General features: G+C 39.5%; 15 protein-coding genes. 2 read left to right on the top strand and 13 right to left on the bottom strand.

The window, feature by feature from the left end:
* Positions 1–45 precede the first annotated feature (45 nt).
* Positions 46–828 (top strand): NRDE family protein, encoded by a 783-nt coding sequence (locus EXE09_RS03975; RefSeq protein ID WP_130116415.1) that lies wholly within the window; start codon positions 46–48, stop codon positions 826–828.
* Positions 829–889: 61 nt separating this feature from the next.
* Here EXE09_RS03975 and EXE09_RS03970 read toward each other — a convergent pair whose 3' ends face one another.
* The 4 genes from EXE09_RS03970 to tatA all read right to left on the bottom strand — a co-directional run bounded on the left by EXE09_RS03970 (position 890) and on the right by tatA (position 4,889).
* A complete protein-coding gene (locus EXE09_RS03970) occupies positions 890–3,052 on the bottom strand; it encodes a PhoX family protein (RefSeq protein WP_130116414.1) in 2,163 nt (720 codons plus the stop codon).
* Between the two features lie 360 nt (positions 3,053–3,412).
* Positions 3,413–4,195 carry a twin-arginine translocase subunit TatC gene (tatC, locus tag EXE09_RS03965; RefSeq protein ID WP_068973050.1) on the bottom strand — a complete coding sequence of 261 codons (783 nt, stop codon included), beginning with the start codon at positions 4,193–4,195 and terminating at the stop codon, positions 3,413–3,415.
* Entirely contained in the window at positions 4,192–4,647 is a 456-nt protein-coding gene (gene tatB / locus EXE09_RS03960) for a Sec-independent protein translocase protein TatB (RefSeq protein ID WP_130116413.1), read from the bottom strand. The genes tatC and tatB overlap by 4 nt, the downstream gene beginning before the upstream one ends.
* A 17-nt stretch (positions 4,648–4,664) precedes the next feature.
* Positions 4,665–4,889, bottom strand: a complete 225-nt coding sequence (gene tatA, locus EXE09_RS03955) for a Sec-independent protein translocase subunit TatA (protein WP_068973052.1) — start codon at positions 4,887–4,889, stop codon at positions 4,665–4,667.
* Positions 4,890–5,062: 173 nt separating this feature from the next.
* On the opposite strand from tatA, the gene EXE09_RS03950 reads away from it, so the two are divergent.
* Positions 5,063–5,938: a permease gene (locus EXE09_RS03950; protein WP_130116412.1), complete on the top strand. Its 876-nt coding sequence runs from the start codon at positions 5,063–5,065 to the stop codon at positions 5,936–5,938.
* A gap of 475 nt (positions 5,939–6,413) precedes the next feature.
* Here the strand turns inward: EXE09_RS03950 and rdgB are convergent, their stop codons facing one another.
* From rdgB to EXE09_RS03905, 9 genes are all read right to left on the bottom strand, one after another.
* Positions 6,414–7,040, bottom strand: a complete 627-nt coding sequence (rdgB, locus tag EXE09_RS03945; protein ID WP_130116411.1) for an RdgB/HAM1 family non-canonical purine NTP pyrophosphatase — start codon at positions 7,038–7,040, stop codon at positions 6,414–6,416.
* Between the two features lie 185 nt (positions 7,041–7,225).
* A complete protein-coding gene (locus EXE09_RS03940) occupies positions 7,226–8,395 on the bottom strand; it encodes a zinc-binding dehydrogenase (RefSeq protein WP_130116410.1) in 1,170 nt (389 codons plus the stop codon).
* A gap of 160 nt (positions 8,396–8,555) precedes the next feature.
* Positions 8,556–9,152 carry a tetratricopeptide repeat protein gene (locus tag EXE09_RS03935; RefSeq protein WP_130116409.1) on the bottom strand — a complete coding sequence of 199 codons (597 nt, stop codon included), beginning with the start codon at positions 9,150–9,152 and terminating at the stop codon, positions 8,556–8,558.
* Entirely contained in the window at positions 9,149–9,742 is a 594-nt protein-coding gene (metW, locus tag EXE09_RS03930; RefSeq protein ID WP_068973057.1) for a methionine biosynthesis protein MetW, read from the bottom strand. The genes EXE09_RS03935 and metW overlap by 4 nt, the downstream gene beginning before the upstream one ends.
* Positions 9,742–10,902, bottom strand: coding sequence for a homoserine O-succinyltransferase MetX (gene metX / locus EXE09_RS03925; protein ID WP_068973058.1), 1,161 nt, complete (start codon positions 10,900–10,902; stop codon positions 9,742–9,744). Before metX ends, metW begins: the two co-directional genes overlap by 1 nt.
* A gap of 399 nt (positions 10,903–11,301) precedes the next feature.
* Complete coding sequence (gene leuA, locus EXE09_RS03920; RefSeq protein ID WP_087552384.1) at positions 11,302–12,999, bottom strand: 2-isopropylmalate synthase; 1,698 nt, start codon at positions 12,997–12,999, stop codon at positions 11,302–11,304.
* 288 nt (positions 13,000–13,287) lie between these two features.
* On the bottom strand, positions 13,288–14,394 hold the full coding sequence (locus EXE09_RS03915) for an alpha-hydroxy acid oxidase (RefSeq protein ID WP_130116408.1): 1,107 nt from the start codon (positions 14,392–14,394) through the stop codon (positions 13,288–13,290).
* A 2-nt stretch (positions 14,395–14,396) separates the two neighbouring features.
* Entirely contained in the window at positions 14,397–15,080 is a 684-nt protein-coding gene (locus tag EXE09_RS03910) for a Fe2+-dependent dioxygenase (protein WP_068973061.1), read from the bottom strand.
* Positions 15,081–15,196: 116 nt separating this feature from the next.
* Positions 15,197–17,413 carry a TonB-dependent siderophore receptor gene (locus EXE09_RS03905; protein WP_130116407.1) on the bottom strand — a complete coding sequence of 739 codons (2,217 nt, stop codon included), beginning with the start codon at positions 17,411–17,413 and terminating at the stop codon, positions 15,197–15,199.
* Positions 17,414–17,444: the final 31 nt, after the last annotated feature.

The raw sequence follows: 17,444 nt of genomic DNA, 5'->3' as shown, positions 1-17,444 counted from the left end.
AAAAATGTTGTACATTCAATGTGTAAAGTTCATGGAATGTGTTTTATGTGTATTGTGGCGTTGGCATGGCAAGTTTTAGATGATTTACCTCTATGTTTAGTTTCAAATCGAGATGAGTTTTATCACCGTCCAAGCTCTCAATTACATGCTTGGTCTGATTCTCCTATTATCGCAGGGCAAGACTTACAATCTGGTGGTACGTGGATGGGTGTGACACAACAAGGTCGCTGGGCAATTGTCACCAACTACCGAGATGGTCAGGATAAACAGACCTATCCAACCACACGCGGTCAATTAATACAGGATTTTTTAGAATCTGATCAAACCCCGATTCGCTTTGCACTGGAACTTGAAACAAAACAGTGTGATTACGCAGGCTTTAATTTATTCGTTGGAGATCAACAACAAGCGGTCTATATGAGCAACCGTGGTGAAGCACCGCAAGTTTTAGCCAAAGGTGTATTTGTCGTTTCCAATGGTTTGATGACTGACGACTGGGAAAAGACTAAGCATTTACGTAAACGCTTTACCCAAGAATTCTTACCAATGATGCAATTATCAAGTATTCCTCAACAAGATCTACAAAATGCTGTGTGGGATATTTTGGAAGATGAACGCAAAATTATTCCAGACTTATTACCTAACACTGGGATTAATACAGAGATGGAAGAATTATTGTCTTCAACCTTTATTCAAAGTCCAATTTATGGCACACGCTGTTCAAACTTTTTAAAAATTGGGCATTCACAAATTGATTGGATCGAGAAAACCCAACAGGGTGAATATTCAGGTGACTTAGTCAATATACAGCGCGATATTCAAAACTAAAAAATCCATACATGTCGAGACGTGTATGGATTTGAAACAGTTTTTTAAAGTAAATGGGTCATTAACCCGCGATCACACCACCATCTTTACGCGTAATGACGACAGTCGCTGAACGAGGACGAGCAGTTTTGTTGCTTGCATCTTTTTGCGATGCAGGCCAGTTACTATCAGGTTTGTCATAGCCTTTAGAGTCTTCACCAGGATGTTGAACATTGATGAAAATGGCTTTGTAATCTGGTGTCATGGTGACCCCTGTGATTTCACATTGCTTAGGCCCTGTTAGGAAACGACGTAAGTTCTCATCGGTAATTTTCTTACCCACAATGGTTTCTTGTCCCGCTGATGTTGTTGCTTTTGCACCATCACCAACGACACCTGGCAAGGCTGCGAGCATCATACAGTTAGTAGTATCTGTATATGCGCCGTCATCTGTTTGAATCCAAAGCACACCGCGTGGGTCGAACCACATGCCATCTGGTGATGACAAGTCATTATTATCATTTAAACCCGAAAGGTTAATGTTGCTCGCCATTTTTGCTTCTGCACCAAAGAGATAAATGTCCCAAGTGAAGCTTTCAGCGGTGGTTTTATTGTCTTTTTCATGGAAACGGATAATGTGACCATTCACATTGCCTTTACCACCTTCAGGATCGCTATAGTTACGTGGGTTTGCTGCATCAAGTGCATGTGTTGTGCCACGGTTTGAGTTGTTGGTCAACGTCACATAGACTTCGCCATTTTCAGGGTTTACTGCAACCCATTCAGGACGATCCATTTTGGTTGCTTTAACTGCATCACCTGCCAAACGTGCAAATGTAGTGATCTCAGCTTGAGATTTGAAAGGGTATACAGCATTAGTTTCATTCAAACCATTTTTACCATAAGCCAATTCGATCCATTTACCTGTGCCATCATTATTGAACTGAGCAACATAAAGTTTGCCTGAGTTCATATATTTGTCACCAGCTTTGTAACCGCCATTGACATCTTTGGCATCCCATTTTGCATCAGATACAAATTTATAGATGTATTCTCCACGTGAGTCGTCACCCATATAGAATGCAAGGTTTTCACCTTCAATTAAACGGCTCGCACGGCAGTCTTCATGTGCAAAGCGGCCTAAAGAAGTACGTTTTACAGGATTTGAACGACTGTCAAATGGGTCAATTTCAACAATCCAACCAAAGGTATTGGCACTGTTGCGGAAGTCTTTGTCTGCTGTGTCCGCTGTAATTGATGAATTCCAACGGTCATAGAGGTCTTGGCGTTCTATTGTACCTACTGCTGTTTCCCAACCATAGCGTGAACTCGCACCATCTTTTAAACCATAGCGATTTAATGCCACGATCTCGGCAGGTGTACGCTTAGTATCATCACCTTTGTTACGCACGAAATAGCCAATGAAGTTTTCTTCAGTGGTTAAATATGTTCCCCAAGGTGTATAACCATTACCACAGTTATTATGTGTGCCACGGGTTTGTTTTGCAGTTGGTGAATACTGAGTTTTAACTAAGTCCGAACCTGCAACAACCCCTGCAAAATCCATCACTGTAGATGCTGTAATGCGACGATTTAATAATGAGTTTTTAACGACTTCGACTTTTTGTGTTGAGCTATTTTTTTTCAACTCAATTACAGAAACACCATGAGCGTTCATTTCACGAATGACTTCATCTTCAGGGCGACGACCATCAACTTTGGTTGCACCCTTAGGGTGTAAGAATGTTTGGTTGATATATTCATGGTTCATAACCAATAAGCCACGTTCAGATGCTTTAGCATCATATTTCAATGATGAAGCATTGAGTCCAAAGTAGCTCATACCATCGTGACAGTCACCTGAGCGGAACTGGAAGCTCGGGCCTGATGGAACATTATTATCATCCCATTCTGCATAACTCGGGTTGATTGAATCACCTAATGCATAGAGTACATTTGCTTCGTAGCCTTCTGGAACAGTGACAATATCATTTAGATTCTTAGCAACAGGTTTGAATGTTAGTTTTTCAGGCTTTTTAATTGGTGAAATTGTCGTGGTATTGTCGTCGTCATCATTACAACCTGTCAGGGTCGATGCGAGTGCAAGTGCTGCAGCACCGCTGGCTGTTTTTGCAATCAAACTACGGCGTGAAATATGTTGCTCTAAAATATCGCGAAAATGAATATTGTTTGAAGTGTTATTATCTAACTCTTGGTTTTCATGATATGGCGTGAGGTCTGTCATACGATTCCCTTTGGCTAAAGTGTTTGAAAAATAAATATTTAATCTGCTAGACCATACTTGAGTTATATGTAAACTTTCTTACTGTTATATTTACATTTAATTAAATTTTAATAATATTTTAAGTTTTTAATGATTTTTATTTAAAATTTAGTTGCTTTTAATCATTGTAAATATCAATGTGATAGGGTTTGTGCTGTCATTGAGAAATGTTGAAGAGGGAAGGGAAATAGTCAAGAAATTAACATGAAATTAAACCATGGAATTGATTCAGTAAATATATTATCTAAAAAAAAGCAGTGGCTTAAGACCCAAGCCACTGCTGAAACTTTAAAGTTGTAATTGATATTATTGTTAGGATATTTAAGCTTCGATTGGTTTGCCTTTTTCAATGATTTTGCCGAGGAGTAAACCGATTTCAAACAACATCCACATCGGAACTGCGAGCATGATCATTGAAATTGCATCTGGTGGTGTAATAAACATTGATACGAAGAAACAGCCAACGACAATGAAACGACGTTTCTCAGCTAAGGTTTTAGTGCTCACTAAACCGATTAAAATAAGAACTAATGTAATAATCGGAATTTCAAAGGTCAAACCAAAGACCAAAAATAGTTTTAAACAAAAACTGAGGTAGCTATTAATATCAGTCATTGGTGCAACAGTTTCAGGAGAAACACTGATAAAAAAATGCAGTATAGAGGGGAGTGCAATAAAGTAGGCAAATGCAACGCCTGCGTAAAATAAGATAATACTGCCAAATAACAAAGGAAAAGCCAGATTTTTTTCTTTCTCGTACAGCGCAGGTTTGATGAATGCCCATAACTGATAAATGATAAAAGGCATTGCAATCATCAGCGCAATGAAAAAATTCAACTTAAAGGGTGCCATGAATGTTGCTGTTACATCCGTGGCAATCATGGTTGAATTTGCAGGGAGTTGTTTTCTAAGTGGTTCTGATAAAGTAATGTAGGTTTTATTGGCGAAGGGTAATAAACAAAAAAATACTGCAATCAAGACACCGACGATTTTAAATAAATGCCTTCTCAATGCAACCAAATGCTGAGTAATCGGCATTGCTTCTAGTTGAGGGGTATCACTCGATGGATCTGTTTGTACTTGAGGTAATAAAGATTCGGTCATACAGCTACCTTAAGTTCAGGTGTATTTGTTTCTATTGGCACGATTCGAAGAGTTGGTTGGCTACAGTTTTGAAGTTCAAACCAGTTTTTTGATTGGTAAATCAATGGCATGGAAATATCTGTTTTATAGTAGTTTATTGACTTATTAAATGTTTTTGATTCTAAAGATGTTTCTTGTTCAGCCAAGATTTTTTGTTGTTGTAATTCTTGCATTTGAGCTTCCATTTTCTTTTCAAGCTCTTGAATGCGCTGCATTTCTTGTTGCATCTGTTCTCTAAACTCAGAAAGACGTAATTCACGATCAATGTCATTTTGAACATTACTGATCGCACGTTTAAATTTGCTATACCACTTTGCAGCAAATCGTGCAGCTTCAGGGAGTTTTTCAGGACCAAGCACCAACAGGGCAATGATGCCGAAAACTAAAAGTTCTGAAAATCCTACATCTAACATGATCTACGCCTCACCGATTAGTGTTTTACCGTAGAGTTCACATCAGTATGAGTGGTTTGATGCTCAATCGTACGTGCTTCAGTTGCAGATGTGGTCGTTGCTTCATCTTCTTTGATTGATTTTTTAAAGTCTTTAACTGCACCACCAACATCTTTACCAAGGTTTTTGAGTTTAGATGTACCGAAAAGCAAAATCACCACAATAGCAAAAATCAGTACATGCCAAATTGATAAGCCAGCCATAGTTTTAACTCCTATTTTATTAACAGCTATAACAACAGTTCTGCATGACAAAAAGGTGACATTAATATTTCAATTTAAAGACAGGGGGCTTCTGGTTAATTTTTTCAATTGCTTAAATGCATCAATTTTTAAAGTGGTACTATAGTCATGATTTGAGAATCAGGTGTAGGATCATGGCGTTGTTATTTCCAGTTTTATCATTTATGTGTGGTTTGATACTGGCAAGTAGCAAGTTTTCGGCAGAATTAAAGCCATTATTGTCCTTATTGCTGGCTCGAATTTTTATCCCGATTGTGATTATTTACAATATGGTGTTTTATAAATCGGGTAGCATCACTTTAATTTTATTTGCTTTTTTCTCATGCTTTATTCTGTTCTTTGTCTTTCTGCAACTGTCAAAAGATCGCTTGGCTTCATTGTGTTTTAGCTATACCAATATGGCGTGGTTGGGCTTTCCAATTGCGATCGCGATTTTTGGAACAGAACACAGTATGGCAATGATTCCACTCTATATCGGGGTATCTATTTTTGGTAATTCATGGGCGGTGACCTCGGTCAGTTCTGAACCGCAGCCAAAGTTATATTTATTGAAAAAAATGCTGCAATCTCCGCCTGTAATTGCCTTGATTGTTGCAGGTGCTTTACGCTGTTTTGATGTACAGCATTTTCAAAATAACCTGATTGTAGAATGGATTTACACTTTTGCGAAATGGAGCATGAGTTTTGCTGGCATGTGTGTTTTAGGCATGTGGTTGCGAAAAACCAAAGTACATTGGGCGGACATACAAACCAGTGTCAAACTTGCTGTATTGAAAATGTTTTGTGGATTGATTTTATGTGGCATGGCTTATTTTCTACTCCCACTTCCGCAGATCAATACCTATATTGGCGTGATGTTTTTATTATTTTGTTTGCCCCCAGCCGCTAATATTGTGGCGTTGGAAACGCATTATCAAGGCACTGGTGTTTCAGCCAAATATATCGCTTCTGGAACGATTGTGAGTGTGGTGGTTTGCGTGATTTATGGCGTGGTGGTGCATTTATTGTAAATGACTTAAATAACTGATGTTACGCATTTAAACTATGTCTAAAACTGAAAATGTTCAATTTTTTTACTATATATCAATATTCTTAAGCTAGTACAGCCCCATCTGCCTTGCAAAGTTTGAATTACTTTGTGCAGGCGACTGTTACTTTGAAGGATCAAAGTAACCAAAATCCTTTGTTGGACATGAGAAGCCAAGCTTCGCAAGATCTCCTGTCTTCGGAATATATTCCTTATGTCCAACGGCGACATCCTCGTCGCCTAACGCGATAGCACCACTGATTTGAAATCACAATCACAAGTACTTTTGCAATTTCATTGATGATAATCAGCCCTCATACGTTAAAAATGTAGAACTGTCCCATAATCAACCTGTGTAACATCAGCTAAATGATATAAATTCTTTCTTATCATAGGTTTGAATTCACCCTTGCGGAACATGTCCCTCACCTTTGAAAAGGAGGGGGGCCTATAGGGACTTATTTTTCTAAACTTGCTTTAAATAATTGCATCGCTTGTCCACGATGGCTGATTTTATTCTTTTCATCTTTACTCATTTCAGCACTCGAAATGTTGAGTTCAGGTAACCAGAATAAAGGATCGTAACCAAAACCATTTTCACCACGGGCTTGTTCTAAAACTTCACCTTGCCAAATCCCTTGGAAAATTTGTGGTAATGGGTCTTCAGCATGTTGTACCAAAGCCAATACACAAACGAACATGCCTTGTATTGGTTGATCACTTTTACGTAAAGGTTTTAGGTTTTCTAAAAGCTTTTCGTTATTCGCCGCATCATCGCCGTGCTTACCTGCATAACGTGCGGAATAGATACCAGGTGCGCCACCTAAAACAGGTACACAGATACCTGAGTCATCCGCAATAGCAGGTTTTCCTGAAATTTTAGAAGCATGACGTGCTTTGATAATGGCATTTTCAATAAAGCTTAAACCATCTTCAATTGCATCTTCGATATTGAGTTTTCCTTGAGGAATCACTTCAACTGGCAGTTTTAACTCAGCAAACATTTTTTCAAATTCAGCAATTTTACCTTTGTTATTACTTGCGAGTACCAGTGTTCCTTGGGATAACCAATCTTGTGCAGACATTTCAATTGCTCTGAGTTTGAATCGTGAGGAGTAGTTTAACGGATTCTGAGCATAATTTGAAAAATAGAAATATTATCCTGATTGATGAAGATCAGTTTAGAAAGTTCATTTTCAAATCAAAAGCCATACTTGTTTTTAAATCGAATTGGTTTAAATAAAGTATGGCAGATTAGGGCTTCTTTAAATTATTTCATTGAAATATCAGAACCAGCTTTCTTTGGGTCAACCAGAATTTTTGCATGTAACTCAGGATCACGTAGTGCAGAAAAAGCATTGATCACGCCATCTAAACCTACGATTCCAGTAATCAGTGGTGAGCAATCAATTTTGCCTTCTGCAATCATATGTAATGAGTCACGAAATTCTAAAGGCGTATAACCCAGTACAAATTGCATTTCGATTTCTTTATTAATCGCCAAAGCAGGCTCAATACGATCGCTTTGCATACAAACACCTACACCAATGATTTTTGAAAATAATGGTGCGCCGTCAATAATATGTTGCAAAATTCCAGGTACACCGACACATTCAAAAATCACTGCACGTTTGGGTAATGCACCTAATTTATCTGCAACTCTCCAAGCATGCCACCATGGCATGCCTGTCGCCTGAATTTTATCGAAAATACCTAAACCATAATTGAGCGCATCGGCAGCATTACCCAATAAACCGAGTTCTTTCCAATTTTCAAAAGGGGAGTTTTGCGCAGGGTCAATCACCATATCTGCACCACAACGTTCAGCCAGTTTACGACGATTGGCAGAGAAGTCACTGGCAATGACTTTTTTCACGCCTGCTGCTTTGAGCATTAAGATAATACCGAGCCCTACAGGACCACAACCGATCACGATAGCAGGTTCACTATTTTTGATTCGGCTACGTCGAACGGCATGCAAAGCAACCGCCATCGGTTCAGTCATGGCAGCACTGTCAGCATCTAAACCATTTGGAACTTCAAACATTAAACTAGATTGTGCTAAAACTTGTTCTGCATAACCACCCGATGCATTTGGTGATAATCCCGTGGATTGATAGCCTAAATCTTCAAATTGTAATAAAGGCATGGCACAGACGAGCGTATCTGTTTTGAACTTTTTACGTGTCTTTGGCCCATAATCCATGATTTTTCCGCAAAATTCATGTCCCATGACAAATTTATCTGAGTTTTTAGCCAAGCCTTGAAAGCCAACTTTTGCAGCAAGATTATGCATATGGTCACAGTTATGTTGCATGTGTAAATCACTACCACAGATTCCACAACGGACGACTTCAAGTAGTACTTGTCCTTTGGAGGGCTTAAGTTCTGCGAGGTGTTCTATTGTTAATTCAGCATTTTGGCAGACAACTGATTTCATTCTAACTTCCGTATTCTTATTTAAATATTGAGTTCATCATTACAGTTCTTATTCTATAAAAATATGGCTCTTATTCACGAAGCCGACGTTGGATAGGCAAATGTTGTGTTATTGGCAATAAAAAAGCACCTTACGGTGCTTTCTATTTTTAAACTTGAACTTACTGTGCTTGAATCCATTGGTCTGCACGTTGAGTTGCAGTACGGATTTGATCTTGAGTTAAGTTAGCAGCCAACGCTGTTTTCTTAGTTTGAGACATGTTAATGACTTTATTGTCTAACATACCGTCACGTGTTGAAAGCTCATACCACTGGTAAGCACCCATGTAGTTTTTCTTTTGCTCTTCCATCACTGCTAAGTTAAAGCTGGCACGGTTGTCGCCGTGGCTTGCTGCTTTTTCAAAGTATTGGCGAGCAGAAGTTTCACTTTTAGAAACACCTAGACCATCGGCGTACATACGACCCACATTCAGTTGAGCCGATGAAATACCTTGATCAGCCGCAGCTTTAAACCAAGTAAAAGCTTGTTTTAAATCTTTAGCAACACCACCACTACCAGCTTGGTAATGTGCAGCTAAATAGAATTGAGCTGCAGGCTGTCCAGCTTTCGCTGCTTTTTGCAAAGAATTCACATCCATGTGCGCATATTGCGCAGCCATTTGTGAAACAGATTGCTGTTGTTGTGGGACATAGTCCGCATGGGCTTGAATACTGAGCAGCCCAAAAAATAATGTACTGCCTAATAATAATTTTTTCATATAGCGCTCACTCGATAGATCGCGACTTCGCCAAACAAATTCGGTACAGCTTTGCTTAAAAAACTGCCTTGTTGGTTCCCATTTACAGCGAGTCGGTCAATAATTTGAATCTGATTTTCAGCACACAGGGCTTCAAAATCACGAAAGGTGCATAGGTGGATATTGGGTGTATTGTACCACATATACGGTAAGGCATCAGAAACAGGCATCATCCCTTTCAAAGCAAGGAATGAACGTGTTTTCCAATACGCAAAATTAGGAAACGTAATAATTGCTTGTTTCCCCACACGCACCATATCGCGCAGAAGCACATCGGGTGCATCTACAGCTTGCAAAGCCTGTGCCATGACCACATAGTCAAAAGACTGGTCAGCAAAGCGTCCCAAACCGAGGTTTAAGTCTTGTTGGATAATATTTAACCCTTTGCTGACTGCAATTGCAATCTTTTCTTGATCAATTTCCAAACCGTAGGCCTGAATTTGGTGTTTTTTGCTCATTTGTGACAATAATTCACCATCACCACAACCTAAGTCGAGCACACTTGCACCAGGATTGATCCATTTTTCTGCAAGTTGTTGGTCAATACGCATTACACAGTCTCCTTAGGTGTTGAATTGAGGTGTTCAGTACCACCTAAAAATGCACGTAAGGATTTGACGTACAACGGAATAGGGAACAGGAATGAGTCATGACCTTGTTCAGCATCAATATCTAAATAACTGACTGATTTATGATTGGTAATCAATCCATTGACAATCTCTTGTGAGCGTTGCGGACTGAAACGCCAATCGGTTGTAAATGAAATTACCATAAAACGGCATTTAGTATTAGACAATGCTTTGGTGAGTGACTGCTCATATTCACGAGAAGGATCGAAGTAGTCCAAGGCTTTGGTCATTATTAAATAAGTATTAGCATCAAAGTTACGGCTAAATTGTTCGCCTTGATAGCGCAAATAGCTTTCAACCTGAAACTCAACATCGAAACCATACATAAATTTGCCAGATTTTAAATCTCGTCCAAATTTTTGTTTCATCGCTTCTTCAGACAAGTAGGTAATATGACCCACCATCCGTGCCAAGATTAAGCCACGTTTTGGATAGCTATCATGTTCTAAATAGCGACCATTGTGGAAGTCTGGATCTGACAAAATCGACTGACGTGCCACTTCGTTAAAGGCAATATTTTGCGCGGATAGTTTTGGTGCAGAAGCAATAATGACACAGTTTTTCAAACGATCAGGATAATCAATTGACCATTGTAAAGCCTGCATACCACCCAATGAACCACCAATGATCGAGTACCATACATCAATGCCCAAACGATCTGAAAGCAAGGCTTGAGTTTTAACCCAATCACGTACAGTGACGAGAGGGAAGTCTGGTCCATAAGGACGATTTTCATTTTCAGGATTTGGAGAAGTTGGTCCTGTAGAACCGCTACAACCACCAATATTATTCAGTGCAACCACAAAGAATTTTGAGGTATCAATGGCTTTTCCTGGTCCGATGCAGGCATCCCACCAACCCGCTTTTTTATCATCTTCATGATGATAACCCGCAGCGTGATGATGCCCTGAAAGTGCATGACAAATCAAAATCGCATTGGATTTATCTGCATTCAGTTCGCCATACGTTTCCACCATGATTTCATAGCGTGGCAACATTCGACCACACTCAAGTTCTAAAGGTTCTTCAAATTCAAACTTTTGTGGGGTTACGATCCCCACCGAATCAGCTGGAAAAGACACAGGAAATGTTCGCCTTAAATTTTGAGAAAGAGGTAACTTTCATAAATCAATTTTTGATCGGAAAACGACTAGTTTTGATCATTTGAACTTGACTATCTTTCACAAAGAAAGTTCCCTCTCCTTTTAGGAGAGGGTAAGGGAGAGGTAATTATTTCCCCTCATCTGAACCATCTCCAACGACCTCTTGCGCTTTAACAAAGCAATGCTTTATTGCGCTTAAGGAGAAAGAACTTTTATTCCTGATTTAATAGCACTTTAGCCTGTAAAGTTGTTCATTCTTTGATTCGTGAAAATACTCATTTCTAATGAATACATAAAAGAAAGGATACCACTAGAGGCATCCTTTCTAAAGTCTTTTAATTGATATGGCTTATATCGATCAGGCACATTCGCCTTGATTTATACAGCAGCAGCAATCACTTGATCTGTGCTAAGTACACCTTGATCAATCAAGCGATTGGTTGCTGCAATAATCGCTTCAATAGATGAGGTGACGATATTGTCATGAACCCCTGCACCGAATGCAGACTTACCTTTACCTTGAACTTGTAGTTCGATCAATGCCAAAGCTTTTGCATGTGCACCTGAGCTGATACTACGTTCTTCATAGTTCAAGACGTCAATCGGCAATTGAAGTGCATTCAAGATCGCAGAGATAGGACCGTTACCTTCACCACGTAAATGCTGAGTTTCACCATTCACTTCAATATCAAGTTCAATCACTTGGTTGCCATTTTCATCCGACAAACGATAGTTTTTCGCTGAATAATGGGCATCTTTTGCCGCGACATAGGTATCTTTGAACAATGTCCAAATTTGCTGTGCAGTCACTTCCACACCTTCATCATCAGCCACTTGTTGAACCACTTGAGAGAATTCAACTTGTAAACGACGAGGTAATACGACGTTGTAGTTCGATTCCAACAAGTATGCAATACCGCCTTTACCTGATTGTGAGTTAACACGAATCACTGCATCGTAGTCACGACCTAAATCACGTGGATCGATTGGTAAGTAAGGCATATCCCACATTTCTTCGTTCTTTTGGAACTCGAAACCTTTTTTAATCGCATCTTGGTGTGAACCTGAGAATGCTGTGAAGACCAAATCACCTGCATACGGATGACGTGGATGTACAGGTAAGCCTGTGCATTCTTCAACAGTAGCAATGATTTCATTGATATTTGAGAAATCCAATTCACATGGCACACCTTGGGTGTACATGTTCAATGCGATTGCAGCAACGTCGACGTTACCAGTACGTTCACCATTACCAAACACACAACCTTCAACACGGTCTGCACCTGCCATGATTGCCAATTCAGATGCTGCGATACCACAACCACGGTCATTATGACAATGAACTGAAATGATCACGCCATCACGACGTTGGATGTTACGGTGCATCCATTCAATCTGGTCTGCATAAACGTGAGGGCCTGAAACTTCAACGGTTGCAGGCAAGTTCAAAATCACTTTATTTTCAGGCGATGCTTCCCAAATTTCAGTCACAGCATCACACACATCTTTCGCAACTTCTAATTCAGTTGCAGTAAAGCATTCAGGGCTGTATTGGAAAATAAAATCTGTTTCAGGCTGTTTTGCAGCATATTCTTTGACTTTGGTTGCAGCATTGATTGCCAATTGTTTTGCACCCGCAACATCAACATTCAACACTTTTTGACGGAAGGTTGGCGAGTTCGAGTTGTAGATATGCACAATCGCGCGTTTTGCACCTTGTAAAGATTCAAAAGTACGTGCAATCAAATGATCACGTGCTTGTACCAAAACTTCGATATAAACGTCATCAGGAATATGACCTTCTTCGATCAATTTACGAGTGAAATCAAAATCCACTTGTGATGCAGATGGAAAGCCAATTTCAATATGTTTAAAGCCAATTTTCACCAACATTTGGAACATTTTGAATTTTTGTTCAATGTTCATTGGTTCAAAAATCGCTTGGTTACCATCACGAAGATCCGTGCTCATCCAAATCGGCGCTTTATTGATTTCGTTGTTTGGCCATTGACGGTCAGGCAAGTCTACACGTTGATACATGCGACGATATTTTTTACTTGGATCAGCCAACATCATGAGGTAACTCCTTGTGTAGTTCTTGTTGCTCGTTGCTTCGGTAAAGACAAGGGATAAATGCAACTTACTACATATATAGATTGTGTCTATCTGCTCAATTTACAAGTGTTTTTACAAAAAATGCTGTAAATTTAAATAAGCTTCATCGTGGGTAATATAACTCAGCTTATATACGGATGACTTGCAAATGGTTTAACTTGAGATTAATTCTAAAACAGTTGTCTTGGAAATAATTTCCTTAATTTGCACAAAAAATATAAGTTGAGAGAAAAATTTCCTTTAAAAAGCTTAATCTTGAAAAATAAATTCTTTATTGATTTCTTTCACGGTAGCTGTTCCCATTAAAGCCATGGTAATTTCAAATTCTTCCTTCAAGATTTTCAATACATGCGCCACACCTAAAGCACCTGCAACGGACAAGCCATAAATCGCAGGGCGACCAATCAAGATTGCAGAAGCACCCATTGCCAAAGCTTTAAATACATCAGTTCCACGACGGATACCGCCATCGAGTAAGAGTGGAAAATCAGCAGGGACAACAGCTTTGATTCTTTCTAAGGCTTTCAGTGGGGAAATAGAAGTATCTAAAACTCGCCCGCCGTGATTAGAAATGATTAAGCCTTGCACACCGATTTCTACTGCTTTTTTAGCATCAAGCGGATGTAGTACGCCTTTTAAAATCACAGGTAAATCTGTGTTTGCAATGATAAATTCGATGTCCGCCCATTTCGGTGCAATGTGCATTAAACCTTCAAATACAGGATGTTGATGCGCTTCTAACTCAGGTAGGGGAATATGTGCAGGTGTATGTGGATGTTGCATGCCTTCGGGTAGTTGGAAAAACACACGACGCTCACGATCACGAATTCCTGTATGTGGAGAATCTACTGTAATCACGATCGCTTTGAAATTTTGTTGCTCTGTAAGGCGTACCAAAGCCAATGATTTTTCACGATCACCTTGCCAATACAGTTGAAACCATTTCAAAGGATTTTCTTGTTTTAAATGTCGCATGTCGGTATTGGTAAAGGTACTCAATACCATATTGCTTCCCAATACTTCAGCTGCCAAAGCGGTGGCTGCTTCTGCATCAGGATGGAACTGTTGTTGATGTCCAATCGGTGCAAGAAAAATCGGATGCGGAAATTTCTGTCCAAAGATTTCAATCTCGGTAGAACCTTGCGTCAGGTCATTGAGCAATCTTGGAACGAGTTGAATATTTTGAAATTGTTGTAAATTATTTCTGACACTCTGTTCATCCATTGCACCGCCTTGTAGATAGTGCCATACCATATCAGGCAAATGCTTTTGTGCTTGAATTTCATAATCTGCAATGGTTTGTAAATACGCAGGGATCTGTGTCAATGGCGCGAGGATTTGCTGTGCTTCAGCCATGTTTATAAATCTCCCCATTGACGAAGCAAATTATGATAATGGCTAGTCAAACTCACCACTTCTTCATTGTCACCTAACTGTTGGCGTAGTTTGATAATCGTCATATCTAGATTAAACAACATGGTGCGTTGCCAATCATCTTTGACCATGCTTTGCATCCATGTAAATGCCGCGATACGTTTTCCTGAAGTGACAGGTTCAACACGATGTAAACTGGTCGCAGGGTAGAGGATCGCATCACCTGCATCGAGTTTAACTTCATGACAACCATAGTTATCTTCGACGATCAGTTCACCACCTTCGTATTCTTCAGGATCAGATAAAAAAACAGTCATCGACACATCGGTACGAATCATTTGCCCTGTGAGTGATGAAAATTGCACTGCATTATCTACATGATTACCGTAGTTTCCACTGTCCTGATAGCAATTTAACATCGGTTGTAAAATGTGTTTAGGCAGTCCTGCTGATTGTACCAAAAGATTGTTTTTGAGCGCTTTTAAAACTTGAGTTGAGATCTCTTGGTAGACTTCGTGATGAACATCAACTTGTAAATTATTCTTAATCCGTTGAGCTTGTGAGCCTGCACTTAATTTGCCATTGAGCCAAAGTTTTTCATCTTGTAACTGTGCTCGAAACTCAGCGACTTGTTGTTTTGTTAATACTGCTGGAATATGTAACATCATTGGCTTGGATCACTCTTTGAAACAATATTTTGTACAAATAATAAAGTAGTACACTCGCTAAGAATGTACTACTTTTTGACATTCAACTAAATGTAAATTTAGGAGAATTTGAACTTTTAGAACTTGTAGTTTACCGATAATGCAGCAGAACGAGGTTGTCCAATAGAAACACGACTACCTCCATTATTCAGTGTATTGAGGTACTCTTTATCTGCAAGGTTATAGACGTTTAAGTTCACTGAGGCATTTTTAAAGCTATAACCTGCTAGAGCGTCAAAAACCACATAACCTGGAATAGAAGGCATTGCTGCTGGAGCTGTACTGTCGGTGATTACACGTTTTTGATCATCTACATATCGAGCACCTAGACCGATGTTAAACCCTTTGTATTTGTAAGTAGACCATAAACTTGCAGTCCATTCAGGTGACCAACGAACATTATCAGTTTTTGTCACTACTCCAGTTGTTGCATTGACACTGATTTGATCTTCTTGCTCAGTTTTCATGTGAGCAATACCCGCTGAGATGTTCCAAGCATCGGTTAGTTTACCTACAGCACTGAGTTCAACACCTTTAACGATAGTTTTACCTTCTTGCACAGATTCAAGGGTGATCGCATCTTGAGTAAATTGATTCTCATTGACAGTGTAATATGCCGCCGCATTGACCGCTAATTTGTCATTAAGCAAGTCCCACTTTGTGCCCACTTCATAGTTATGTGTTTCTTGCGGCTTCGCTGCTGAACTATTCGCTCCTGTTGCAGATAAGCTAAAGTTTGCACTGCCTGGAGGTGTCAATGATTTTGCATATGCAGCATAGACACTACTTTTTTCTGTTGGTTTAAACAGTGCGCCTAATTTCCAACTGACTAAAGTATCGTGAGCAGAAAAAGAACTGAGTACGTTGGTTGCGCTGAGTGAATCATAATCTGTGTCGTAATAATCAACACGAATGCCTGTGTTAAACTGTAAGCGGTTATCTAACATTTTTAAAGTATCAAATAAGAACACAGCCGCGGTATCCGTTTGACCATCATTTTTTGCACCTGTATGTGTAACTGGTGCAAATACGTCAGTTTTATAATTTGGTCTATAAAGATTTGCAGGCGTCGTCGTTGTACCTGTTGCAGCAGCCAGCGGTTTTGTGATTTGTTGCTCTTGTAAGAGTTCTAATCCAGCAACTACATTGTGTTCAATTGCCCCAGTTTTAACATTCCAGTTTAAGGTTGACTGGTTTGCTAAAATTTTATTGGTCTGATCTACCCCTTGTCTTGAACGTGTTAGTGTCCATTTTGAAGGATCTGTAGAATTGTTGCGATTGAGTGCACCAGTCCCTGTAAGTACTCGATCCATTTGGGTTTTGCCAAGGCTTGTTAAGTTCGTAAACTTTAAATTGTTGGCTAAATCACTTTCGATTTTTGCACTCACTAAATTAGAGTCAATATCTTCATAGTCATTTTTGCTACCATAATAATTTTCAAAATCTACTTTTGGTGCTGTCGCTAAAATAGAGTCTGCATTCCAGAAACCTTTATGCCCAACGGCAGGGATGCCACCATCTGGAATATTACGTTGACGCACATGTTGGGAATATAGATAGAAGCGTGTATCTGTATCTAAACCAAAGGCGATCGATGGTGCGATGGCATAGCTATTACTTTCTACGACATCACGACCTTCCACACCACCATCTTGTCCCATGACATTGAGACGAACAGCAGTACTTCCATTAATGGCTTGGTTTAAGTCAGCTGATAAACGACCATTTTCTGCGGTGTTATAGCGTGCTGAAACAGAACGGCTGTTAGTCAGAGAAGGGAGTTTACTCACAAGATTGATATAACCTGATGCTGAACCACGACCAGTTTCAGAGCCTGATGGTCCTTTTACAACTTCGATCTGTTCTAAGTTGAATACATCTCGGCTAATTGCACCTAAGTCGCGGATACCATCGAGATAAGTGGAAGTCTGGGTTGAAAAACCACGCATTTGGAACGTATCACCAGCACTGGTATTCCCATTTTCACCCAGCTGTAAAGTAATCCCTGGAGTGTTGCGCAAAGCTTCAACTAAAGAAGTTGCACCTTGTTCTTGAATAATTGCTTTTGAAATAATTGAAACTGTTTGAGGCGTATCAACCAAAGGCTGTGTGTATTTTGCTGAACTTACTTTATCTACTTTATAAGGATTCTCTTCTGTCTTTTCAGCTTTAACATCTATCGTAGGTAGCTGAGAAACATCAGTTTGCGCAGCATGTACAAATAAAGGCAACGATGCAGCAATTGCAATAAATGATGCAGATTTATTGAGTTTTCGGCTTTTGATTTGTGCCATGTTGGAATCCCTTAAAATAATAATTTATGTT

The organism is Acinetobacter sp. WCHAc060025, from assembly GCF_004209355.1.
In the GTDB taxonomy this organism is placed as follows: Bacteria; Pseudomonadota; Gammaproteobacteria; order Pseudomonadales; family Moraxellaceae; genus Acinetobacter; species Acinetobacter wuhouensis.
The sequence above is the reverse complement of the archived record's forward strand: the minus strand, read 5'-3'. Positions and strand labels throughout refer to the sequence as shown.